The 22,466-nt window shown below is 60.1% G+C and carries 22 protein-coding genes and 12 tRNA genes; 27 read left to right on the top strand and 7 right to left on the bottom strand.

What is annotated here, in order from left to right:
• The first annotated feature begins 9 nt into the window (after positions 1 to 9).
• Complete coding sequence (rluB, locus tag DA373_RS04170) at positions 10 to 945, top strand: 23S rRNA pseudouridine(2605) synthase RluB (protein ID WP_107851141.1); 936 nt, start codon at positions 10 to 12, stop codon at positions 943 to 945.
• 121 nt (positions 946 to 1,066) lie between these two features.
• Here rluB and DA373_RS04165 read toward each other — a convergent pair whose 3' ends face one another.
• The 6 genes from DA373_RS04165 to DA373_RS04140 all read right to left on the bottom strand — a co-directional run bounded on the left by DA373_RS04165 (position 1,067) and on the right by DA373_RS04140 (position 7,103).
• Entirely contained in the window at positions 1,067 to 2,038 is a 972-nt protein-coding gene (locus DA373_RS04165) for an alpha-L-glutamate ligase-like protein (RefSeq protein WP_107851082.1), read from the bottom strand.
• The gene (locus DA373_RS04160; RefSeq protein WP_107851081.1) at positions 2,031 to 3,548 is read right to left on the bottom strand and encodes an inactive transglutaminase family protein; all 1,518 of its coding nucleotides are present in this window, start codon (positions 3,546 to 3,548) and stop codon (positions 2,031 to 2,033) included. The genes DA373_RS04165 and DA373_RS04160 overlap by 8 nt, the downstream gene beginning before the upstream one ends.
• A 5-nt stretch (positions 3,549 to 3,553) precedes the next feature.
• A complete protein-coding gene (locus DA373_RS04155) occupies positions 3,554 to 4,318 on the bottom strand; it encodes an ATP-dependent zinc protease family protein (protein ID WP_107851080.1) in 765 nt (254 codons plus the stop codon).
• Complete coding sequence (gene cmoB / locus DA373_RS04150; RefSeq protein ID WP_107851079.1) at positions 4,311 to 5,321, bottom strand: tRNA 5-methoxyuridine(34)/uridine 5-oxyacetic acid(34) synthase CmoB; 1,011 nt, start codon at positions 5,319 to 5,321, stop codon at positions 4,311 to 4,313. Before cmoB ends, DA373_RS04155 begins: the two co-directional genes overlap by 8 nt.
• Positions 5,318 to 6,046, bottom strand: a complete 729-nt coding sequence (gene cmoA / locus DA373_RS04145; protein WP_107851140.1) for a carboxy-S-adenosyl-L-methionine synthase CmoA — start codon at positions 6,044 to 6,046, stop codon at positions 5,318 to 5,320. The genes cmoB and cmoA overlap by 4 nt, the downstream gene beginning before the upstream one ends.
• 214 nt (positions 6,047 to 6,260) lie before the next feature.
• A complete protein-coding gene (locus DA373_RS04140) occupies positions 6,261 to 7,103 on the bottom strand; it encodes a DUF72 domain-containing protein (RefSeq protein WP_107851078.1) in 843 nt (280 codons plus the stop codon).
• Positions 7,104 to 7,311: 208 nt separating this feature from the next.
• Between DA373_RS04140 and aspS the strand changes: the two genes are divergently transcribed.
• From aspS to nadA, 26 genes are all read left to right on the top strand, one after another.
• On the top strand, positions 7,312 to 9,075 hold the full coding sequence (aspS, locus tag DA373_RS04135; RefSeq protein ID WP_107851077.1) for an aspartate--tRNA ligase: 1,764 nt from the start codon (positions 7,312 to 7,314) through the stop codon (positions 9,073 to 9,075).
• A gap of 3 nt (positions 9,076 to 9,078) precedes the next feature.
• The gene (gene nudB / locus DA373_RS04130) at positions 9,079 to 9,510 is read left to right on the top strand and encodes a dihydroneopterin triphosphate diphosphatase (RefSeq protein ID WP_107851076.1); all 432 of its coding nucleotides are present in this window, start codon (positions 9,079 to 9,081) and stop codon (positions 9,508 to 9,510) included.
• A gap of 14 nt (positions 9,511 to 9,524) precedes the next feature.
• On the top strand, positions 9,525 to 10,265 hold the full coding sequence (locus tag DA373_RS04125; RefSeq protein ID WP_107851075.1) for a YebC/PmpR family DNA-binding transcriptional regulator: 741 nt from the start codon (positions 9,525 to 9,527) through the stop codon (positions 10,263 to 10,265).
• Positions 10,266 to 10,538: 273 nt separating this feature from the next.
• Positions 10,539 to 11,060 carry a crossover junction endodeoxyribonuclease RuvC gene (gene ruvC / locus DA373_RS04120; RefSeq protein ID WP_107851074.1) on the top strand — a complete coding sequence of 174 codons (522 nt, stop codon included), beginning with the start codon at positions 10,539 to 10,541 and terminating at the stop codon, positions 11,058 to 11,060.
• Between the two features lie 286 nt (positions 11,061 to 11,346).
• Positions 11,347 to 11,949 (top strand): Holliday junction branch migration protein RuvA, encoded by a 603-nt coding sequence (gene ruvA, locus DA373_RS04115; protein WP_107851073.1) that lies wholly within the window; start codon positions 11,347 to 11,349, stop codon positions 11,947 to 11,949.
• Positions 11,950 to 11,952: 3 nt separating this feature from the next.
• Complete coding sequence (ruvB, locus tag DA373_RS04110) at positions 11,953 to 12,957, top strand: Holliday junction branch migration DNA helicase RuvB (RefSeq protein ID WP_107851072.1); 1,005 nt, start codon at positions 11,953 to 11,955, stop codon at positions 12,955 to 12,957.
• Between the two features lie 213 nt (positions 12,958 to 13,170).
• Entirely contained in the window at positions 13,171 to 13,581 is a 411-nt protein-coding gene (ybgC, locus tag DA373_RS04105; RefSeq protein ID WP_107851071.1) for a tol-pal system-associated acyl-CoA thioesterase, read from the top strand.
• A complete protein-coding gene (tolQ, locus tag DA373_RS04100) occupies positions 13,571 to 14,251 on the top strand; it encodes a protein TolQ (RefSeq protein ID WP_107851070.1) in 681 nt (226 codons plus the stop codon). Before ybgC ends, tolQ begins: the two co-directional genes overlap by 11 nt.
• Positions 14,251 to 14,676, top strand: a complete 426-nt coding sequence (gene tolR, locus DA373_RS04095; protein ID WP_107851069.1) for a protein TolR — start codon at positions 14,251 to 14,253, stop codon at positions 14,674 to 14,676. Before tolQ ends, tolR begins: the two co-directional genes overlap by 1 nt.
• A 3-nt stretch (positions 14,677 to 14,679) precedes the next feature.
• Positions 14,680 to 15,882 (top strand): cell envelope integrity protein TolA, encoded by a 1,203-nt coding sequence (gene tolA / locus DA373_RS04090; protein ID WP_107851068.1) that lies wholly within the window; start codon positions 14,680 to 14,682, stop codon positions 15,880 to 15,882.
• Between the two features lie 2 nt (positions 15,883 to 15,884).
• A complete protein-coding gene (tolB, locus tag DA373_RS04085; protein WP_408635749.1) occupies positions 15,885 to 17,183 on the top strand; it encodes a Tol-Pal system beta propeller repeat protein TolB in 1,299 nt (432 codons plus the stop codon).
• A gap of 25 nt (positions 17,184 to 17,208) precedes the next feature.
• Positions 17,209 to 17,736, top strand: a complete 528-nt coding sequence (gene pal / locus DA373_RS04080) for a peptidoglycan-associated lipoprotein Pal (protein ID WP_107851066.1) — start codon at positions 17,209 to 17,211, stop codon at positions 17,734 to 17,736.
• Between the two features lie 18 nt (positions 17,737 to 17,754).
• Entirely contained in the window at positions 17,755 to 18,504 is a 750-nt protein-coding gene (gene ybgF, locus DA373_RS04075) for a tol-pal system protein YbgF (RefSeq protein ID WP_107851065.1), read from the top strand.
• Between the two features lie 140 nt (positions 18,505 to 18,644).
• A tRNA-Lys gene (locus DA373_RS04070) sits at positions 18,645 to 18,720 on the top strand.
• A 7-nt stretch (positions 18,721 to 18,727) separates the two neighbouring features.
• Positions 18,728 to 18,803: transfer RNA gene (locus DA373_RS04065), tRNA-Val, on the top strand.
• Between the two features lie 31 nt (positions 18,804 to 18,834).
• Positions 18,835 to 18,910 (top strand) — tRNA-Val (locus DA373_RS04060).
• A gap of 20 nt (positions 18,911 to 18,930) precedes the next feature.
• Positions 18,931 to 19,006: transfer RNA gene (locus tag DA373_RS04055), tRNA-Lys, on the top strand.
• A 6-nt stretch (positions 19,007 to 19,012) separates the two neighbouring features.
• Positions 19,013 to 19,088: transfer RNA gene (locus DA373_RS04050), tRNA-Val, on the top strand.
• Positions 19,089 to 19,133: 45 nt separating this feature from the next.
• Positions 19,134 to 19,209 (top strand) — tRNA-Val (locus DA373_RS04045).
• A 25-nt stretch (positions 19,210 to 19,234) separates the two neighbouring features.
• Positions 19,235 to 19,310, top strand: a tRNA-Lys gene (locus tag DA373_RS04040).
• A gap of 7 nt (positions 19,311 to 19,317) precedes the next feature.
• Positions 19,318 to 19,393 (top strand) — tRNA-Val (locus tag DA373_RS04035).
• Positions 19,394 to 19,425: 32 nt separating this feature from the next.
• Positions 19,426 to 19,501 (top strand) — tRNA-Val (locus DA373_RS04030).
• A gap of 25 nt (positions 19,502 to 19,526) precedes the next feature.
• A tRNA-Lys gene (locus DA373_RS04025) sits at positions 19,527 to 19,602 on the top strand.
• Between the two features lie 5 nt (positions 19,603 to 19,607).
• Positions 19,608 to 19,683 (top strand) — tRNA-Val (locus DA373_RS04020).
• Positions 19,684 to 19,727: 44 nt separating this feature from the next.
• Positions 19,728 to 19,803: transfer RNA gene (locus DA373_RS04015), tRNA-Lys, on the top strand.
• 139 nt (positions 19,804 to 19,942) lie between these two features.
• Complete coding sequence (gene nadA, locus DA373_RS04010) at positions 19,943 to 21,004, top strand: quinolinate synthase NadA (RefSeq protein WP_107851064.1); 1,062 nt, start codon at positions 19,943 to 19,945, stop codon at positions 21,002 to 21,004.
• 222 nt (positions 21,005 to 21,226) lie between these two features.
• On the opposite strand, the gene gapA is transcribed toward nadA, so the two are convergent.
• Positions 21,227 to 22,222: a glyceraldehyde-3-phosphate dehydrogenase gene (gene gapA / locus DA373_RS04005; RefSeq protein ID WP_107851063.1), complete on the bottom strand. Its 996-nt coding sequence runs from the start codon at positions 22,220 to 22,222 to the stop codon at positions 21,227 to 21,229.
• Between the last annotated feature and the right edge of the window lie 244 nt (positions 22,223 to 22,466).

The raw sequence follows: 22,466 nt of genomic DNA, 5'->3' as shown, positions 1-22,466 counted from the left end.
GTGAACGACATGACTGAAAAACTGCAAAAAGTGCTGGCCCGGGCCGGCAAGGGCTCGCGCCGGGAAATCGAGGGTCTGATCAGCCAGGGCAGAGTCAGCGTGAACGGCAAGGTGGCGGTACTGGGTGACCGGGTGGCCGGCAACGAGCAAATTCGCGTGGATGGCCATCTGGTGGAAACTCAGGCCGAAAGCGATATCGTGTGCCGGGTGCTGGCCTATCACAAGCCGGAAGGCGAGGTAAGCACGCGCAAGGATCCGGAAGGACGCCCCACGGTATTTGATCGTCTGCCAAGGCTGCAGGGCGCCCGCTGGGTGGCGGTGGGCCGGCTGGACGTGAACACCTCCGGCCTGCTGCTGTTTACCACCGATGGTGAGCTGGCCAACCGGCTGATGCACCCCCGTCATGAAATTGACCGGGAATACGCGGTGCGGGTATTTGGCGAAGTGAACGAGGCCATGCTGCAGCGGCTGCGCAAGGGCGTGATGCTGGAAGACGGCGAGGCCCGCTTTGAAACCCTGAAATACACAGGTGGCGAGGGCATGAACCTCTGGTTCCATGTGACCCTGAAGGAAGGCCGTAATCGGGAAGTACGCCGGCTGTGGGAATCCCAGGGCGTGCAGGTAAGCCGGCTGATGCGGGTGCGCTATGGCAAGATCGACATGCCCAAGAATCTGCCCCGGGGCGGCTGGGCCGAGCTGCCGCTGGAGCAGGTGAACTACCTGCGCAAGGAAGTGGGCCTGGCCCCGGAGCAGGAAAGCAAGGTGGACGTGAATGCTCCGGATCGCTACAAGCAGGTGGCCCGCATTCGCAAGGCGGTGCGCAAGCACAACACCCGGGTCAAGGGTGCCGGCACCGGCGCTGCGCCGAAAAAGCCGGCCCCCACCGGCTCCCGCGGCCAGGGCCCCAAGCCGGGTCAGCGGCAAAAGCGCAAAACGCGGTTGTAAACCCGTGAGGGGTGAGGGGGAAACCCCGTGAGGTGTAAACGCATAAAATAAAACGGCGCCGGGCTTAACCCCGGCGCCGTTTTTATCTCCTCACTCCGGACACCTCACCCCTCACGAACTTTTACAACTCGCTGGCGAACTCCTTGCGGGAGAAGGCCACGCGCTCGTCCGGGGTCAGGGTGATCTTGCGGCCGAGCTTTTCAATCTTGCGCAGCCGCGGCACCAGACCGGCGGCGTTGGCGGTCTGTATCGCCAGGCCGGGGCGGGCATTCAGCTCCAGCAACATGGGGCCCTTTTGCTTGTCGAGCACCATGTCGGTGCCGATATAGCCCAGCCCCGACATCTCGTAGCAGGACGACGACAGGTTGAGCAGCTGCTCCCAGTAGGGCACCTTCAGCTCAAACAGATCCCGCCCGGTGTCCGGATGGTGGCGCACCGGCGCGTTGAACTGCACGGCCCGAATGGCCCGGCCGGTGTTGATGTCGAGGCCCACGCCCACGGCGCCCTGGTGCAGGTTGGCCTTGCCGTCGGAGGCCTGGGTAGACAGCCGCATCATGGCCATGATGGGAAAGCCCCGGAACACGATCACGCGAGTGTCGGGCACGCCTTCATAGGAGAAGCCGTCAAACACATCGTCGAAGTTGATCAGGGCTTCAATCAGCGCCACGTCCGGCTTGCCGCCCAGAGAGTAAAGCCCGGCCAGAATGTTGGACACATGGCGCTCCAGATCTTCAATGGTCTCGGCCTTGCCGCTGGGCTTGGTAAAGCTCTGGCGATCGTGATCCACGATCACCGTAATGCCCTTGCCGCCGGAGCCCTTGGCGGGCTTGATGCAGAAGCCTGGCCACTCCTTGACCATGTCCCACAGGTGCGCCACCTGGTGCTGATATTCGATCACCCCCACCAGCTCCGGCACGGTCACGCCGGCATCCAGAGCGATTTGCTTGGTTTTGAGCTTGTTGTCCACCAGCGGATACAGCCGCCTCGGATTGTAGCGGCTGATGTAGGAAATATTGCGCCGGTTCATGCCCATAATGCCGTGGCGGCCCAGTTCAAAGGGCGAGGCGTATTTGGCCAGCAGGTTCTTAATCATGTTTCAGCTCGTCCACCAGGGGCTTGAAGCGCTTGAGCTCGGTCAGGCGATAGCCGGTGTAGTTACCCAGCAGCAGCACCGCTGCCATCACGATCAGCTGCAGGCCGAGGAAGTTGAAGGTCAGGTGACGGATCAGCTCGTTGTTCATGGCCAGAAACGCCATCACCGCCACCACCAGGGAGCCACCGCCCTGCTTGATCACTTCCTTCGGGCCTTCCTCTTCCCACAGCACCGACATGCGCTCTATGGTCCAGGCCAGAATGATCATGGGGAAGAAGGTGATCTTCATGCCCTCGGTCAGGCCCAGCTGATAGGCGATGATGCTGAAAAAGCCGATCATGCCGATAACCATGATGATCACCGCCGATATTCGCGCCACCAGCAGCAGGTTGAGGTGCGACAGGTAGGAGCGCAGCACCAGACCGGTGCCCACGATCAGCAGAAAGCCCACCAGGCCGGTGAGCAGGCTGGTCTGAATAAAGGCCATGGCGATCAGCACCGGCATAAAGGTGCCCGAGGTTTTCACCCCCACAATAATGCGCAGGAACACCACCGCCAGCACGCCGATGGGAATAAGCAATATGCCCTTGAACAGGGCCTGCTCTTCCAGCGGCAGGTTATAGAGTGACACGTTGATCCAGTCGGGCTGATCAAACTTCTTGGCCAGGGCCACGTTCACCGGCTGCTCCTGCTCCAGCATGGAGAAACTGACCCGGGAATTGCTGGCGCCCACCAGATCCAGCACCGGTGCCGAGTGGTACTCCCACAGCAGCAGGTTTTCCAGGCGGCCCTGCTCGCCGGTGGCCGGGTTGAAGATGTCGTAACGCTCGCCGTCAAACACCTGCACCACGTCCACCAGCCGCTGCCGGCGGCGGCCATCTTCCAGTTGCAGGCCTTTCAGCAACCGCGCCGGCACCCCGGCCCGGTGCAGCATATCCACCAGCAGGGGGCCGGACTGCTTGTACTGAGCCAGCAGCTCGGCGTTCTGGCCGCCGCTGCCCAGCTCCTTGAGCAGCTCCCGGGTCAGGGTAATGCCGTCGGACGAGCGTTCTTCGGCCAGGGTCAGCACCTGATCCATGGCGGTGGCGTAGGGCTCGGCCACCTCCACGGTGGTGACCTGGGGCGGCACATTGCCAAGAGGACCCTTGGCAAAGGGATCGAGCATCATGTCGACCTTGTAATACAGCTCCTGATGGCCGGAGGCGGAGCGAATGGACCATTCGGCCCGGCTGCCGCCGTCTTCGGATTGCACAAAGGAGAGGCCATAACCGGGAGAGGCGGCGGACTCGTTCATCAGGGTAAAGCCGGGCTGGCTGCCGGGAATGGCCAGGGATGCCTTCACCGGGCGGCCATCGGCCTCAAATTCCACCTTGGCTTCCACCGACCAGATCTGGCGCTTTTCGCCGGGCAGCCAGGGCACTTCATACACGAAATGACGGTGCAGCATCAGCGCCAGGCCCACCAGGAACAGGGCCGCCACGATCAGATAAAAGGGTTTGCGTGAGTACATGAGATTTACTCGCTGGAGGGTTTGGGACGCCTGGGTTTGCCCTGCACATTACGGCGGGCGATATCCACCACGGCGATGTCTTTAAGAAACTCACGGCCCAGCAGCACCGGATAGGTCATCTGGGAGCGGTCGGTGAGGGTGAACTCGGTTTTTTCCGACAACCGGCCCAGACGCAGGGTCAGCTGCACCACGGGGCGGCGCTCGGTTTCCTCGGCAGAAGCCTGACGAATGCGCACATAGCGTACCAGGGGCGCTTCTACCGGCAGTTTTTCCTCCACCCCTTCGTGGGCCATGTTAAAGCTCACCCAGGGCTTGCCATCGCGCTCAAACTCGGTGATGTCCTGAGCGCTGAGGGACGAGGTGGTGGCACCGGTGTCGATGCGGGCGGGGAAAACATCGTTCACCGCATCCATCCAGACGTCTTCGGTTTCTCCCACGATCAGCTTGCCGTCCCGGGTTTCGTTATCGGGGATCTCGACGGGGATGCTGGGGGCTTGTGGCTCTGGCTCGGCCGGCGGCTGCACCGCCACCAGCTGCTTTTTCAGGTTGCGAATGTCCTGCTGCAGGGCAGCCATAAAGGCATGATGATTACTGTTCAGCCGGGTGTTCTGCTGTTCCATGGCGGAGAGCAGCCGGGCTTCCTGGCCGGCCAGCGCCGCCGACAGCTCGGGCCCGGTTACCGGAGGGGGCGGTAACTCTTCCAGGGCGGTCTGGCTGGCGCAGGCGCTCAGCAACAGGGGCATCAGCAGTGACAGGGCCGCTTTATTCATCCTTTTCTCTCTTTGTTCCGTGTTGGGGGGCAACCGGCTTGTTGGCGATGATGATGGCGCGCTTGGGAGCCGGGTAGCCTTCAATGGTTTTGCCGGGGTCGTTCGGGTCGAGAAAGTCCGCCAGCGATTCGTTGCGCATCCAGTTGGTGCGCCGTTGTTCGTCAAGGGTGGTAATGCTTTCGTCCACCACCCGAATGTGTTCAAAGCCGCACTTGGCCAGCCAGCCCACCAGAGCTGCCGAGCTGGGTATAAACCAGACATTGCGCATCTTGCCGTAGCGCTCGCCGGGCACCAGCACCTGGTGTTCGTCGCCGTCAATGACCAGGGTTTCCAGCACCAGCTCGCCGCCGTCGCGCAGCTGGGCCTTGAGCTGCAGCAGATGATCGACGGGAGAGCGTCTGTGATAAAGCACGCCCATGGAGAACACGGTGTCAAAGGCCCGCAGCTCGGGCAGTGCTTCTATGCCTAAGGGTAATACCTGGATCCCCTTATAACCATTGGCGAAGTGTTTAATGGCCTCGAACTGGCACAGAAACAGCTGGGACGGATCTATGCCTACCGCCATTTCCGCGCCGTCGCCCATCATGCGCCACAGGTGGTAGCCGCTGCCGCAGCCCACGTCCAGCACATAGCGGTTGTTGAGCGGGCTGATATGGGGTCTGAGCCGGTCCCACTTCCAGTCGGAGCGCCATTCGGTGTCGATGTGAATGCCGTGCACCTCAAAGGGGCCCTTGCGCCAGGGATGAAACTGATCCAGCAGGCTGCTGATTTTCTTTTGTTCGCCCGCCGACACCTCGCCGGGCTGGCCGATGGCGACCCGGTCTTTCAGCTCGATATGCTGGGTATGAATGACCGGCAGCTTGCGCAGGGCCCGGCTCCAGCGGGCCAGATCGCCGTGCTGGTGCTGCTTTTGCCAGTCGTGCAGCTGGGCCGGCAGGCAGTGCAGCCAGTGGCTGAGCCGGGTTTTGGCAATTTGCTGATAGAAGTCGCTGAAGTCGATCATTTGATGGCCACCATGGAGCCGAAGTTAAAGCACTGGAACCACATGTCGACGTGGGCAAAACCAAGGCCCTTGAGCCGGGCCTTGTGCTGCTCGGGGGAGTCGGGGCGCAGCACGTTTTCAAGGGCGGTGCGCTTCTGGCTGATTTCCAGCTCGCTGTAGCCGTTGGCCCGTTTGAAGTCGTGGTGCAGATCGATCAGCAGCTCGTTGACGGTGTCGTCAGCACTGACAAACTTTTCACTTAAAATCAGCACGCCGCCGGGGTTGAGGCCGTCATAAATTTTCTGCAGCAGCCCTTCGCGCAGTGAAGGATCGATAAACTGCAGGGTGAAGTTGAGCACCACCACGGAGGCGTTTTCAATGGTGAGGTCGCAGATGTCTGCTTCCTTAAGCTCGACCTCGACATCGGAGCGAAAGGCGGCCAGGTGATTGCGCGCCCGCTCCACCATGGCGGCGGAGTTGTCTACCGCCACAATGCGGCAGCCGGGCTGGTTGAGGTTGCGGCGCATTTCCTGGGTGGCGGCGCCCAGGGAACAGCCCAGGTCATAGAGGCGGGTATTGGGCTGGGCAAAACGGGCCGTCATCATGCCGATGGCAGAGATGATATTGGAGTAACCGGGCACGGATCGCTTGATCATGTCCGGAAAAACCTCGGCCACCTTGTGGTCGAAACAGAAGTCGCCCAGACGCTCAATGGGGGCGGCGAAAATATGATCTTTATCTTGCATGACGTTGTAAATATAGAACTCTTGCTCACGGCAGCGGTGCTGCACTGAATGGGCGGTATTGTAAAAGAAGCGCAAGGGGTTGTCTTGATGACCGCCCCTGAGTGCGACAAATTCTTTTTGCGCTGGCGGTGAGGAAAGTGAGGAGTTAAAGGGAAAGGGGTAAGGAGAACCGCATGTGGTTTGCCCACTCTCTCCTCACCCCTCACGAACGACCTCAAAAAAGGCTGCCCTGGGGTTCCGGCTCGTTCCCGGGAAAGTCGGGCAGGGGTGCGGCTAGCGCCTCGGCGAGGGTGGCGGCCAGGGCCGGGGCCTCGACGTTATCGGCGGTATGCACAAACAGATACACCGACTTGCCCTCGGCCAGCCAGCCTTGCAGGCGCGGCAGCCAGGGCTGCCAGAAGGGCGTGTTGGCGGGGAGATTGGGATTGCCGATAAAGCGCACCACCGGCGAATGCCCCGTGCTGATGATATGCACCGGTACTCTGGGCTTCTTTTGCTGGGCATCCGCCAGCGCCGGAGTGGTGGCAGGCACGGCAAACACCGGCCGGGAGTCCATGATAATGCGGTTGGCTTTTTGCTCCAGCAGCAGCCGGTTGAGCCGGCGCTCGGCCTCGCCCTTGGCAAAAAAGGCCGGGTGGCGTACTTCCACGCCAAGTTCAAATTCGTTTGGCAACGCCTCAAGCAGCTGTGCCAGACCGTCGAGCTGCTCCGGTCCCGTGGCGGCGGGCAGCTGCAGCATCAGCATGCCCAGCTTGTGGTGCAGGGGCGCAAGCTGCTCGATAAAGGCCAAAGCCTGCGCGATATTGTCGGCGAGGCGGCCCTGATGGCTGACGGTGGACGGAAACTTGAAGGTAAAGCGAAAGTCCGGGCCTGTCATGGCCTCCCAGCGCGTCAGGCTCTGGGTGTCGGGCACGCCATAGAAGCTGGTGTTGCCTTCCACGGTATTGAACACTTTTGCATAGTCGGAAAGGTGTTCTGTGCTTTTCAGCCCCCGGCTCAGCAGGTTGCCCGGCCAGCCCGCATGAGACCACTGGCTCAGACCCAGATATAACGGCATATTTCTCCTGAAAAGATAATGTGAGGGGTGAGGAGTAAAGCGCGAGGGGATGGTCTCCTCACGCCTGACCCCTCACTCCTCACAATGCTTATCAAAAACATCGAGTTTTACCCCTGTTCGGGTTTCCGATTATACTAGCGCGCTGTTTACAGACCAATTCAAGTCTGCGGCCGGGCGCCGCAGCCAAAGCACATCATAGGAAGACTCCATGCGCACTCATTATTGCGGGCAGGTAGACGCCTCCCTGGTTGGCCAGAGCGTAACCCTCAGTGGCTGGGTTCATCGTCGTCGTGATCTGGGCGGTCTTATCTTTATCGACATGCGCGATCGGGAAGGCATTGTTCAGGTGTTCTTCGATCCCGACAAGGCCGAGGCCTACGACCAGGCTTCAGGTCTGCGTGCCGAGTTCTGCGTGCAAATCACCGGTGTGGTGCGCGCGCGCCCCGAGTCTCAGGTGAACAAGGACATGGCCACCGGCGAGGTGGAAATCTTTGCCCATGAGCTCACCATCATCAACAAGGCGGCGCCGCTGCCTCTGGACTTCAACCAGAACAACTCCGAAGAGCAGCGCCTCAAGTACCGCTACCTCGACCTGCGCCGCCCCGAGCAGGCCCGCTTCCTCAAGACCCGGGCTCAGGTCACCAGCCGGGTGCGCCGCTTTATGGACGAGCACGGTTTCCTCGATATCGAAACCCCCATGCTCACCAAGGCCACCCCGGAAGGCGCCCGCGACTACCTGGTGCCGAGCCGGGTGCACAAGGGCTATTTCTATGCGCTGCCCCAGTCGCCCCAGCTGTTCAAGCAGCTGCTGATGATGAGCGGCTTTGATCGCTACTACCAGATTGTGAAATGTTTCCGCGACGAAGATTTGCGCGCCGACCGCCAGCCCGAGTTTACCCAGATCGATGTGGAAACCTCCTTTATGAGCGCCGAGCAGGTGCGTGAGGTGATGGAGCGGCTGGTGCGCGAACTGTGGCAGGACGTGGCCGGCGTGGATCTGGGCGATTTCCCGATCATGACCCACGAAGAAGCCATGCGCCGCTACGGCTCCGACAAGCCGGATCTGCGTATTGCCATGGAGCTGACCGACGTGGCCGATCTGGTGAAGGACGTGGACTTCAAGGTGTTTTCCGGCCCCGCCAACGACGCCAAGGGCCGGGTGGCCGCCCTGCGCGTGCCCGGTGGTGCTCAGCTTTCCCGCAAGCAGATCGACGAATACGGCAAGTACGTGGGCATTTATGGCGCCAAGGGCCTGGCCTGGCTCAAGGTCAACGAAGCCGCCAAGGGGCTGGACGGCGTTCAGTCACCCATCGCCAAGTTCCTGAACGAGTCTATCGTGGCCGAGCTGCTGAGCCGCACCGGCGCCACCGACGGCGACGCTATCTTCTTTGGCGCCGACTCCGCCAAGGTGGTGGCCGATGCCATGGGTGCCCTGCGCCTGAAACTGGGCAAGGACCTGGAGCTGGTCGAGCACAGCTGGAAGCCGCTGTGGGTGGTGGACTTCCCCATGTTTGAGGAAGAAGACGATCGCCTTTACGCCATGCATCATCCCTTTACCGCTGCCAAGGACGTGTCCGCCGAGGAGCTGGAAGCCAGTCCGCTGACCGCCGTGGCCAATGCCTACGATATGGTGATTAACGGTTACGAAGTGGGTGGCGGCTCTGTGCGTATTCACGACAATGCCATGCAGCAGACCGTATTCCGCCTGCTGGGCATCAATGCCGAGGAGCAGCAGGAGAAGTTTGGCTTCCTGCTTGACGCCCTCAAGTACGGCACCCCGCCCCATGCCGGTCTGGCCTTTGGTCTGGACCGTCTGGTGATGCTGCTCACCGGCACCGACAACATTCGGGACGTGATTGCCTTCCCGAAAACCACCACGGCTTCCTGTCTGCTCACCGACGCCCCCAGCCTGGCCAATCCGGATGCGCTGACCGAGCTTGCCATTCGCACCGAGCAGCCCAAGGCGGAGTAAGGCATGGTCCACAAGCACCCGGAGTCGGTACTGATCCTTATTCATACCCAGGATCAGGTACTGCTGCTGCAGCGCAAGGACAACCCGGACTTCTGGCAGTCGGTCACCGGCAGCCTTGAAGCCGGCGAAAATCGCATGCAGGCTGCCGCCCGCGAGCTGGAGGAAGAAACCGGTCTGGTGGTGGGCAATGGTCTGCAACTGGTGGAGACCGGGCACCGGGTGCGCTTTGAAATTTACCCCCACTGGCGGCATCGCTACCGGCCGGGGGTGACCCACAACTGGGAATACGAATTCCGTTTATGTCTGCCCGAGCCGCAAGAAGTGCGGCTCACCGAGCACCTGGATCAGTGCTGGCTGCCCTTTGAGGAAGCCCGCGCCCGGGCCGGCTCCTGGACCAACCGGGACGCCATCGGCAGGCTGATAAACACCGAATAAAGGAGACTCAAGTTATGGCAGGTCACAGTAAATGGGCCAACATCAAGCACCGCAAGGCGGCACAGGACGCCAAGCGCGGCAAGATTTTCACCAAGCTTATTCGTGAGCTGACCACGGCGGCCCGCGAGGGCGGCTCCGATGCCGCCGCCAACCCGCGGCTTCGTGCCGCCGTCGACAAGGCGCTGTCCAACAACATGACCCGGGACACCATCGACCGGGCGGTGAAGCGCGGCGCCGGCGAGCTGGACGGCCAGCAGCTGGAAACAATTGTCTATGAAGGTTACGGCCCGGGCGGCACCGCCGTGATGGTGGAGTGCATGACCGACAACCGCAACCGCACCGTGTCGGAAGTGCGCCACGCTTTTTCAAAGAGCGGCGGCAACCTGGGCACCGACGGCTCGGTGGCCTACCTGTTCGAGAAAAAGGGCGTGATCACCTACGCCGGGGCCGACGAGGAAACCGTGATGGACGCGGCGCTGGAAGCCGGTGCCGACGACGTGGTGGTGAACGACGATGACTCCATTGACGTCTACACCCAGTGGGACGAGTTCGGTACGGTAAAAGATGCCCTGGACGGCAGCGGCCTGGAAGCCGTTAACGCCGAAGTGACCATGATTCCGTCCACCAAGTCCGAGCTGGACGAAGATTCCGCCCCCAAGCTGCTGCGCCTGATCGATATGCTCGAAGATCTGGACGACGTGCAGGAGGTCTATCACAACGGTGATATCTCCGACGAACTGGCCGAACAACTCTGATGCCCTTCGGGCAGCTATAAGCTTTAAGCTGTCAGCTTTAAGTGGTGAGGCCTGTAGGCCCCGTTTCAACGGGGCAACGGTACCCTATATAACACGGTTTGCCCCAATAAATCGGGGCCTTGGCCGTTCAGTAGGTTGGTGATGAGCGAAGCGAATCCCAACGTGGGAACTGCCGGCGACATCGTCTTTGAACCTTAATAAATCATGCTCAGCCGACTCGATCAGCTTACCGCTGATAGCTTACGGCTTACAGCTGTTGAGAGCTGGTTTTTGATGTCCATTATTCTCGGTATCGATCCCGGCTCGCGCATTACCGGTTATGGGGTGGTGCGCCAGACCGGCAATAAAATGGAGTACCTGGGCTCGGGCTGCATTCGCATGACAGACGAAGACCTGGCGCCCCGGCTCAAGAAAATCTATGACGGGGTGAGCGAGATTATTCTGCAGTTTCGCCCCGACTTGTTCGCCATCGAGCAGGTATTTATGGCCCGCAACCCCGACTCGGCGCTGAAGCTGGGTCAGGCCCGGGGCGCGGCCATTGTGGCGGCTGCCAATGCCGGGCTGGAGGTGGCGGAATATTCCGCCCGCCAGATCAAGCAGGCGGTGGTGGGGCAGGGCGGTGCCGGCAAGGATCAGGTACAGCATATGGTGGTGCGCCTGCTCAGCCTGCCGGGCACCCCCCAAGCCGACGCCGCCGACGCCCTGGCGGTGGCCCTGTGCCACGGCCACACTCGGCAGAGCCTGATCAGCATGGCCGGCCAGGTGCGTGGCACGGCTCGAAAACGGCTTCGCTAAGGCGAAAGCGTTTTCTCGAGCTATAAGCTGTCAGCTTTAAGCTATAAGCCGATCGAGTGGCTGTAGGTACTTCATCGTATCTGTGGTTTCGACGTTGCTTGTCGAATGGCGTTCATGCCAGAGCGGGAGTGACCTTCCAGGCAATATGGTCCCACCAACACGGCTCAATACCGGCAGGCAACACCACTTACAGCTGACAGCTTAAAGCTTACGGCTGGTGTGCTGGATGTTTATCCAGTTATTTATTATTCTTGGCCCAGTTTTGTACTGGTTAGCGGAGTGCCTCGTGATAGGTCGGTTAAAAGGTATTATTGTCGAAAAGCAGCCCCCGGAGATCCTGCTGGACGTGAACGGGGTGGGATATGAAGTGACCCTGCCCATGAGCTGCTTTTACGAGCTGCCCAATGTGGGCCAGGCGGCCACCGTGCTGACCCATTTTGTGGTGCGGGAAGACGCCCAGCTGCTGTTTGGCTTTAATACCAAAACCGAGCGGGCGCTGTTCCGGGAGCTGATCAAGACCAACGGTGTGGGCCCCAAGCTGGCGCTGGCCATTTTGTCGGGCATGACCGCCGATCAGTTTATTCATAACGTGGAGCAGGGGGAGATCACCGCGCTGGTGAAGCTGCCCGGCGTCGGCAAGAAAACCGCCGAGCGGCTGGTAGTGGAAATGCGTGACCGGCTCAAGGGCTTTGGCGGCTATGATCTGTTTAATCCGGCCCCCGAATCGGCCCTGGCCGCCGGCGGCGACGGCGCCAGAGACGAAGCCCTGGCCGCATTGCAGGCGCTGGGCTACAAGGCGGCTCAGGCCGAGCAGCTGATGAAGAAAATCGCCAAACCGGGTATGGACGCGGAGCAGCTGATCCGCGAAGCCCTGAAAAGCATGGGGTAAACCATGATAGAAGCGGATCGTTTTATCAACCCGGCGCCCCGTCAGGAAGAGGAAGCCATCGACCGGGCCATACGTCCCAAGGCGCTGGCGGACTATCGCGGTCAGGATCATGTGCGTGGTCAGATGGAAATCTTTATCGAGGCGGCGCGCCGGCGGGAAGAGGCCCTGGATCATCTGCTGATCTTCGGCCCACCGGGGCTGGGCAAGACCACCCTGGCCAACATTGTCGCCAACGAGATGGGCGTGAGTATCAAGACCACCTCGGGCCCGGTGCTGGAAAAGGCCGGGGATCTGGCGGCCATGCTGACCAATCTTGAGCCCGGTGATGTGCTCTTTATCGATGAAATTCATCGTCTGAGCCCGGTAGTGGAAGAGATCCTCTACCCGGCGATGGAAGACTACCAGCTCGATATCATGATCGGGGAAGGCCCCGCCGCCCGCTCCATCAAGCTGGAGCTGCCGCCCTTTACCCTGGTGGGCGCCACCACCCGGGCCGGCTCCCTGACCTCACCCCTGCGGGATCGCTTTGGTATCGTGCAGCGGCTGGAGTTTTACCAGGTGGCGGATCTGGCCCATATCATCAGCCGCAGCGCCGGCAAGCTGGGGCTGGAGATCGACGATGAGGGCGCCCTGGAAATGGCCCGCCGGGCCCGGGGCACGCCCCGTATCGCCAACCGGCTGCTGCGCCGGGTGCGTGACTTTGCCGAGGTGAAGGGCAGCGGTGCCATCGACGCCGCCATTGCCGCCCAGGCCCTGGATATGCTGGATGTTGACAAACAGGGCTTTGACTATATGGACCGCAAGCTGCTGATGGCGGTGCTCGACAAGTTTATGGGCGGCCCGGTGGGCCTCGATAACCTGGCCGCGGCCATCGGCGAGGAGAAGGAAACCATCGAGGACGTGATTGAACCCTACCTTATTCAGCAGGGCTTTTTGCAGCGCACCCCCCGCGGCCGCCTGGCCACCCCCCGGGCCTACCTGCACTTCGGTTTCGACCTTCCGGAATAAAAGGGGAGGGGTGAGGGGAGAGAGGCGAGGAGTCAAATCCGAGATCCCATCACTCCTTACTCCTTACTCCTTACTCCTTACTCCTTACTCCTTACTCCTTACAGCCCTGTCAGAGTCATCCAATGTCGTGCGCTGACGCAGTCGTCTTCTTTCATGGCACCGACTTGGGTATAGTAACTCCCGGATTTTTCAAACACATTTTCCTGGATTGCCATGTCACAGACGCCGTTTCACTGGCCGGTGCGTATCTATTACGAAGATACCGACGCCGGCGGCATTGTATATAACGCCAACTATCTGAAATTCATGGAACGGGCCCGCACCGAGTGGCTGCGGCACCTGGGCATTGAGCAGGATGGCCTCTTGGAGCAGGGCATTGCCTTTGTGGTGCGCCGGGTGGAAATGGATCTGCGCCGCCCGGCCCGGTTCAATGATGCATTAAAAGTCACCGTCACGGTGAAAATGCTCAAACGTGCCTCTATTGTGTTTGAGCAGGAAATTCTGGATGATGCGGGCCTTTCTCTGGTGAGGGGGGAGGTGGTCATCGCCTGTGTGAACATTGCTCAAATGAAGCCTTTCGCCATACCTGAGCCGCTGATGGGAGTATTGTCGGGTGCACGCTGATATTTCGTTTATTGGTCTTTTTCTGCAGGCCAGCCTGCTGGTCAAACTGGTGATGCTGGCCCTGGTGGGCATGTCGGTGCTGAGTTGGGCACTGATCATCAATCGCCGCAAGGTGCTGACCTCGGCCCGCATTGATGCCGAGCAGTTTGAAGACAAGTTCTGGTCCGGCGCCGATCTGGGACGTCTCTATCATGAGTCCAACGCCCGGCGCGACAGCCTGGCGGGCATGGAGCAGATCTTTCATGCCGGTTTTCGCGAGTTCGTGCGTCTGCAAAAGCAGGGCCGCCCTCAGGACACCATTCTCGAGGGCACCTATCGCACCATGCGGGTGGCCCTGTCCCGGGAAGTGGATCGGCTGGAAACCAACCTGTCGGTGCTGGCGACCATCGGCTCCATCAGCCCCTATATCGGCCTGTTTGGTACCGTGTGGGGCATTATGAATGCCTTTATCGCCCTGGCGGAAATCAAGCAGGCCACCCTGGCCATGGTGGCCCCGGGCATTGCCGAGGCGCTGATCGCCACCGCCATGGGTCTGTTTGCCGCCATTCCGGCGGTGATTGCCTTTAACCGTTTCAGCTATCAGGTAGAGCGGCTGGAAAACCACCTGGCCAACTTTATGGACGAGTTTTCCACCATTCTCAACCGGCAAGTGACCACGGGTAACCCCTGATGCAGAGCTATCAGCGCAAGCGACGCAAACGCGTGGCCGAGATCAACGTGGTGCCCTATATCGACGTGATGCTGGTGCTGCTGATCATCTTTATGGCCACGGCACCGGTGATTACTCAGGGGGTCAAGGTGGATCTGCCCCAGGCCGAGGCGGAGCTGCTGCCGGAAGACAGCGAAACGCCGCTGGTGGCCTCGGTGGATGCCGAAGGCCGTTATTTCCTGGACGTGGGCGAGACCCGGGATGAGGCGGTGGGTCTGCTGGCCCTGGCCGAGATGGTGCAGCAAAAGCTGGCCACCAATCCCAAGGCGCCGGTGGTGGTACAGGGCGATGCCAATGTGCGCTACGACGCCGTGATCCAGCTGATGGCCACCCTCAAGGCGGCCGGTGTGCCCAGTGTGGGCCTGATGACCCAACCGGAGCAATAAGGCGTGTTTGAGAAGCAAAGTGGTGGCATTCGCAAGGCACTGCTGATCTCCCTGGGGCTGCATGTGCTGATTGGCGTGCTGTTCCTGGTGGGAGTGAACTTCAGCACGCCCAAGCGGCCCACCCAGGCGGCCTCCATTATTGAGGCTACCATGATTGACGACGGTATGGTGGCGGCCCAGGCCGAGCGCCTGGCGGAAATGCAGGCAAACCGCGACGCCGAGCAGGCTGCGGCGCAGGCCAAAGCCGAGGCTGCACAAAAGGCGGCCGAGGAGGCCGAACGTAAAGCCGCAGAGCAGGCGGCGGCAGCAGAGGCAGCGCGCAAGGCTGAGCAGGAAAAAGCCGTGGCGGCCCAGCAGGCCAAAGCCGAGGCGGAGCGTCAGCAGGTGCTGGAGCAGCAACGCAAGGCGGAAGAAGCCCGCAAGGCTGCGGAAGCGAAGAAACAGGCGGAAGCTGAAGCGGCACGCAAGGCCGAGGAAGCCAGGAAACAGGCGGAAGCCGAAGCGGCGCGCAAGGCTGCGGAAGCCAAAAAACAGGCGGAAGCCGAGGCCGCCCGCAAGGCTGCGGAAGCCAAAAAACAGGCGGAAGCCGAGGCCGCCCGCAAGGCCGCGGAAGCCAAGAAACAGCAGGAAGCCGAGGCCGCCCGCAAGGCCGCGGAAGCGAAGAAACAGGCGGAAGCCGAGGCGGCGCGCAAGGCCGCGGAAGCGAAGAAACAGGCGGAAGCCGAGGCCGCCCGCAAGGCCGCGGAAGCCAAGAAACAGGCGGAAGCCGAGGCCGCCCGCAAGGCCGCGGAAGCGAAGAAACAGGCGGAAGCCGAAGCGGCCCGCAAGGCCGCCGAAGCGAAGAAAAAAGCAGAAGCCGAACAGGCGCTGAAGGATCTGGAAGCCCTGATGGGCGGCGGCTCGGCCGGGGGCTCTTCGTCGGCCGCGTCGGCGGCGGAAGTGGATCGTTACACCGGCATGATTATTGCCGCCATTCAGCGAAACTGGCTGGTGGGGCCCACCATGGTGGGCAAACAGTGCCGCATTAATGTGCGGGTGGCCGCCGATGGGCTTATTCTGACCATAGGGCAGGGCCAGGGCGATGCGGAAGTATGCCGCTCGGCCGAGCTTGCCATTCGCAAGACCGGTACCCTGCCCATGCCCAAGGATCCGGCGGTGAACAAACAGCTGCAAAACCTGAATTTGACCCTGATACCGAGGCTTTGATGATGACAAAACGATGGTTGTGGTTATGGCTGCCGCTGCTGATGCTGGCAGGACGCGCCCAGGCGGCGCTGGAGATAGTGATCACCGGCGGCATAGACAGTGCCCGGCCGGTGGCGGTGGTGCCCTTTGCATGGACCGGCGGTGGCGCCGCACCTCAGGAATTGTCGGAAGTGATCGGCAATGACCTGCGCAACAGCGGCATGTTCCGGCCCCTGGAGCGCAGTGCGCTGCCCCAGCGGGTGGCCCGTGCCGAGCAGCTGGATCCGAACCTGTGGCGCTCCCGCCAGGCGGAAGCCGTGGTGGTGGGCAGCATTGAGCCGGCGGGCAATAATCAGTACCGCATCAGCTTTGAGCTGGCCGATGTGCTGGGCGGCAATGGCGCCAAACTGCTGGAAAGCCGGACCGCCACCGTGCCGGCGGCCCAGCTGCGCCAGTATGCCCACCGCATTGCCGATATCGTGTTCGAGAAGCTGACCGGCATCAAGGGCGCCTTCCTGACCCGCATCGCCTATGTGACGGTGCAGCATGGCGCCCAATATCCCTACCAGCTGATGATTGCCGACTACGACGGTTTTAACGAACAGGTACTGCTGCGCTCCCGGGAGCCGCTGATGTCGCCGGCCTGGTCACCGGACGGCCGCAAGCTGGCCTATGTGTCCTTTGAAAACAAGAAGGCCGAGGTGGTCGTACAGGACATTTACAGCCAGCAGCGTCAGGTGGTTAGCTCACATCCCGGCATCAACGGTGCACCCGCCTGGTCCCCCGACGGCACCCGGCTGGCGCTGGTATTGTCAAAGGACGGACAGCCCGAAGTCTATGTACTCAATCTGGCCAGTCGCCAGTTGACCCGGGTGACCAATAACCGCACAATCGATACCGAGCCGACCTGGTCGGCGGACGGAAAAAGTATTTATTTTGTCTCCGAACGGGGAGGCCGACCGCAGGTTTACCGCACCGAGCCCGGTGCCGACAATGCGCGTCGCGTGACCTTTGACGGAGACACGAATCTGGGCCCCAGGGTCACGGCAGACGGCCAGAATATGGTGCTGGTCAGCCGCTCTCAGGGGCAGTACCGGATTGCCCGGCAGGAGCTGGACGGCGGACATCTGCAGGTGTTGACCGAAACACGGCTGGATGAATCCCCGAGCCCGGCGCCCAACGGCACCATGATCATCTACAGCACCACCTATCAGGGGCGGCAAGTGTTGTCTCTGGTGTCGATGGATGGTCGTTTCAAGGCCAGGCTGCCGGCGCGCAGCGGCGATGTCCGCTCACCGGCGTGGTCACCGTTTCTAAACTAGAAATTGCTTTTCCCAAGGAAAAATCATGCAAATGAAAAAACTGCTTCAGAGTCTGGCCGTTGCGCTTCCCATGTTGACCCTGGCTGCATGTAGCTCCACCAGCGATTCCGACGCCATGACCGGAACCGATGGCAGCTATCAGAACGGTGGCGTACAAACCGGCGGTATTCAGACCGGCGGCGCCCTGTCCGCTGAAGAGCAGATGCGTCAGCAATACGAAGCCCTGCGTCGCGAAAACGTGATTTACTTCGAATTCGACCAGGATGAGGTGACCGGTCATTATGCTCAGGTGCTGGAAGCCCATGCCAGCTTCCTGCGTTCCAACCCGAATGTCAGCATTCTGGTGGAAGGTCATGCCGACGAGCGTGGCACCCCCGAGTACAACATCGCTCTGGGCGAGCGTCGTGCCAAGGCGGTGACCAGCTACCTGCAGAGCCTGGGTGTCAGCGGTTCCCAGCTGGCCATTGTCAGCTATGGCGAAGAAAAGCCGCTGGATACCTCCCGCAGCGAAGCCGGTTTTGCCAAGAACCGCCGTGCGGTTCTGGTTTACTAAGGACTGATTCAAAACATTATGATGAAATTCGCGGCCATTTCGATGGCCGCTGTTTTATCCACCGCCAGCTGGGCTCAGGCTCCGGTGGCCAGTGTGGGTGGCAGCGGCTCCGTTAACGAGCGCCTGGCCGAGCTGGAACGGGGCTTCAATGCCCGGGCTCAGGCGCAGATCGATCAACAACGCCAGCTCAATGCCATGCAGCAGGAGCTGAGTGAACTGCGCGGTTTGCTGGAAGAACAGAGCTACCGGCTGGAGCAGGTGATAGAGCGCCAGCGCAGCATGCTGGCGGCACAGCAGCAGGCACCGGCAGCATCCCCGGCACCGGCCCGGCGTGCCGAGCCTGAACCGGCGCCTGATCAGGGAACCGCCGAAGCCGAATCAGCGCCTGCGGGCGATGAACAGGCTGCCTACGACAGGGCGGTGAACCTGGTATTGCAGGACAAGGACTACAACGCCGCCATTCCGGCCTTTGCCCGCTTTATTACCCAGTATCCTCAGTCGAGCTATGTGCCCAATGCCCATTACTGGCTGGGACAACTGCTCTATGCCCAGCAGCGCTTTGATCAGTCCAAGGCCCAGTTCGCCCGGGTAGTGGAGGCGTACCCCAAATCCAACAAGCGGGCCGATTCGCTGCTGAAGCTCGGGCTGATTGCCCGGGAGCAGAAAGACGATGGCAGAGCCAGGCAGTATTTTGAGCAGGTTCAGAGTGAATATGCCAACAGCAGTGCCGCCCGGCTGGCTCAGGAAAACCTGGATGCGATGAAATAAACGGCGAATTGACGGATTTTTGTGAGAGTCGCTTGTTCCTTGAGCAAACAAAATAAAATGACAATTTAGCTGTTGCGTCACACAATTAAATCCGTATTATAGGCCGCCGTTGGCAGGGGGCAGCAGTCACCCACCAGGCCGGGTCGTTAGCTCAGTTGGTAGAGCAGTTGACTTTTAATCAATTGGTCGCAGGTTCGAATCCTGCACGACCCACCAGATTCCCGGACGCTTAGCTCAGCCGGGAGAGCACCTCCCTTACAAGGAGGGGGTCACTGGTTCGATCCCAGTAGCGTCCACCAGTTTTCACACTTTTGGTAAAAAGTGTACCCAGGGTGATTAGCTCAGCTGGGAGAGCACCTCCCTTACAAGGAGGGGGTCACTGGTTCGAGCCCAGTATCACCCACCACTTTCAGTGGATTACAATTTGGGTCGTTAGCTCAGTTGGTAGAGCAGTTGACTTTTAATCAATTGGTCGCAGGTTCGAATCCTGCACGACCCACCAGTTTCCGGACGCTTAGCTCAGCCGGGAGAGCACCTCCCTTACAAGGAGGGGGTCACTGGTTCGATCCCAGTAGCGTCCACCACTTATTCTTCGGAATGAGCGGTGCTTTTAGCAAAAGCACCACCCAGGGTGATTAGCTCAGCTGGGAGAGCACCTCCCTTACAAGGAGGGGGTCACTGGTTCGAGCCCAGTATCACCCACCACTTTCGCAGGAAAGTAATACAATTTGGGTCGTTAGCTCAGTTGGTAGAGCAGTTGACTTTTAATCAATTGGTCGCAGGTTCGAATCCTGCACGACCCACCAGATTCCCGGACGCTTAGCTCAGCCGGGAGAGCACCTCCCTTACAAGGAGGGGGTCACTGGTTCGATCCCAGTAGCGTCCACCATTTTTTGGTGCTTTTAGCAAAAAGCACTCCCAGGGTGATTAGCTCAGCTGGGAGAGCACCTCCCTTACAAGGAGGGGGTCACTGGTTCGAGCCCAGTATCACCCACCACTTTCGCAGGAAAGTAATACAATTTGGGTCGTTAGCTCAGTTGGTAGAGCAGTTGACTTTTAATCAATTGGTCGCAGGTTCGAATCCTGCACGACCCACCAGTTCCGGACGCTTAGCTCAGCCGGGAGAGCACCTCCCTTACAAGGAGGGGGTCACTGGTTCGATCCCAGTAGCGTCCACCACTTGTTCGCAATGAACAGGCCGCAGTAAAAAGCACCGTTTATACGGGTCGTTAGCTCAGTTGGTAGAGCAGTTGACTTTTAATCAATTGGTCGCAGGTTCGAATCCTGCACGACCCACCATTTCCTTCTGTATTTATCCCCCTTTATCGCTATATTCTCTGTTGTTTTTTCATATTGTTAACATGGATTTGGGTTGACCCGTGTTCGGCGGTATAATGTCCCACAATATGTTATTCAAACGGAGCACTGGCACGCCGCCATGACTGAAGCTGTTGATATTGTCGAGTTTGACTATCCTTTTCCCGCCAAGCCGGCCCCGCTCAGCGCGGAGCAACAGCGGGCGCTGAAGGATGAAATCAAAACCCTGCTCAAGGCCCGCAATGCGGTGCTGGTAGCCCATTATTATACCGATCCCGAGATCCAGGCCCTGGCCGAGGAAACCGGCGGTTGTGTGGCCGACTCGCTGGAAATGGCGCGGTTTGGCAAGGAGCACGAGGCCCAGACCCTGATTGTGGCCGGTGTGCGCTTTATGGGGGAAACCTCCAAGATCCTGAGCCCGGAGAAAACCGTGCTGATGCCCACTCTGGAGGCGGAGTGCTCTCTGGATCTGGGCTGTCCGGCCGATGAATTTACCGCCTTTTGCGACGCTCACCCGGATCATACCGTGGTGGTCTACGCCAACACCTCGGCGGCGGTCAAGGCCCGGGCCGACTGGGTGGTGACCTCCAGCATCGCCCTGGAGATCGTCGAGCACCTCGACAGTGAAGGCCACAAAATCATCTGGGCGCCGGATCGTCATCTTGGCAGCTATATCGAGAAACAAACCGGCTGTGAAATGCTGCGCTGGCAGGGCGCCTGTATTGTGCACGACGAGTTTCGCGCCAAGGCGCTGAAAGAGCTGAAGGCGCAGAACCCGGATGCCGCCGTGCTGGTGCACCCGGAGTCGCCCCAGTCGGTGGTGGAGCTGGCCGATGCGGTGGGCTCCACCAGCCAGCTGATCCAGGCCGCGAAAGACCTGCCTCAAAAGCGCCTGATCGTGGCCACTGACAAGGGCATTTTCTACAAGATGCAGCAGGCCTGTCCCGACAAGGAAATGGTGGAAGCGCCCACCGGCGGCAACGGCGCCACCTGCCGCAGCTGCGCCCACTGCCCCTGGATGGCGATGAACGGCTTGGTGGCCATTCGCGATGCCCTGAAGGAAGGCGGCGAAACTCACGAAATTCAGGTGGACGAAGACACCCGGGTCAAGGCCATGATCCCGCTGGAGCGCATGCTCAACTTCGCCAGAGAGCTGAAAATGAAGGTCAAGGGCAACGCCTGAGACCGGATGCAATAAAAAGGCCGGCGCACTGCGCCGGCCTTTCTTCATCGTACTGTGTAGGCGCCACTTTAGTTGGCGCAACGCCACCGGTGTCGTCTGTATTTAAACGTGCTGCGCACGTTCTGCCGACTAAAGTGGCAGCTACAGTCCCCTTGTCTGCAGAATGGATTCCGGCTCAAAGGCCGGAATGACCAAGATTGTTCGAACCGGGGTAAAGGTGTTTTACCGGGAAATATGGGCGATCAGATCCAGCACCTTGTGAGAGTAGCCAATTTCGTTGTCGTACCAGGCCACCAGCTTGACGAAGCGGTCGTTGAGGGCAATGCCGGCACTGGCGTCAAACACGCTGGTGCAGGACTCGCCCAGAAAGTCGGTGGAGACCACGGCGTCTTCGGTATAACCGATAATGCCCTTGAGCTCACCCTCGGAGGCGGCCTTGATCACCGCACAGATTTCTTCATAGGTTGCCGCTTTTTCCAGACGCACGGTCAGATCCACCACGGAGACATCCGGGGTTGGCACACGAAACGCCATGCCGGTCAGCTTGCCGTTCAGGGCCGGGATCACCTTGCCCACGGCCTTGGCGGCGCCGGTGGAGGAAGGGATGATGTTCTGACCGGCGCCCCGGCCACCGCGCCAGTCTTTGACTGAGGGGCCGTCTACGGTGTTTTGAGTGGCGGTAGTGGCATGCACCGTGGTCATCAGGCCTTCGACGATACCAAAGTTATCGTTGATTACCCTGGCCAGCGGTGCCAGGCAATTGGTGGTGCAGGAGGCATTGGAGACGATGTCCTGACCGGCGTACTCCTGATGGTTAACGCCCATCACAAACATGGGAGTGGCATCCTTGGACGGACCCGTCATCACCACCTTTTTGGCGCCGGCCTGAATGTGCTTGCGGGCGGTTTCGTCGGTAAGAAACACACCGGTGCCTTCGGCGACCACGTCTACGCCCACTTCATCCCACTTCAGGTTGGCCGGATCCCGCTCGGCGGTGACGCGAATGGCTTTGCCATTCACGATAAGCTGGCCGCCTTCAACCTGCACGTCACCGCGAAAGCGGCCATGGGTGGAGTCGTACTTCAGCATGTAGGCCATGTAGTCCACATCGAGCAGATCGTTGATGGCGACCACTTCAATGTCGTTACGCTCGCAGGCGAGGCGAAACACGAAGCGACCGATGCGACCGAAGCCGTTGATACCTACCTTGATAGTCATATGTTCACCTGAAAGTTGGGAAAAAGATAAGCTTTAAAGTCTTGTTGGTTGTAAAATTACAGAAAAAACCTCATCGGTCAATGATGGTAGCGGTGTTTTGTTTGTTCTGGATCATTATTGGTGAAATTATTTTTCATAATCGAGGTATCCTTTCGGTTTCTGGCACACAGTAACAACCTTGATCACCGATGCGATCGTGCTCACAGCTTGTCAATAAAAGTGTGTTTGCAGGCAGTAATAACCG

This window comes from Oceanimonas marisflavi (genome assembly GCF_003049725.1).
GTDB classification, from domain to species: Bacteria; Pseudomonadota; Gammaproteobacteria; order Enterobacterales; family Aeromonadaceae; genus Oceanimonas; species Oceanimonas marisflavi.
The sequence above is the reverse complement of the archived record's forward strand: the minus strand, read 5'-3'. Positions and strand labels throughout refer to the sequence as shown.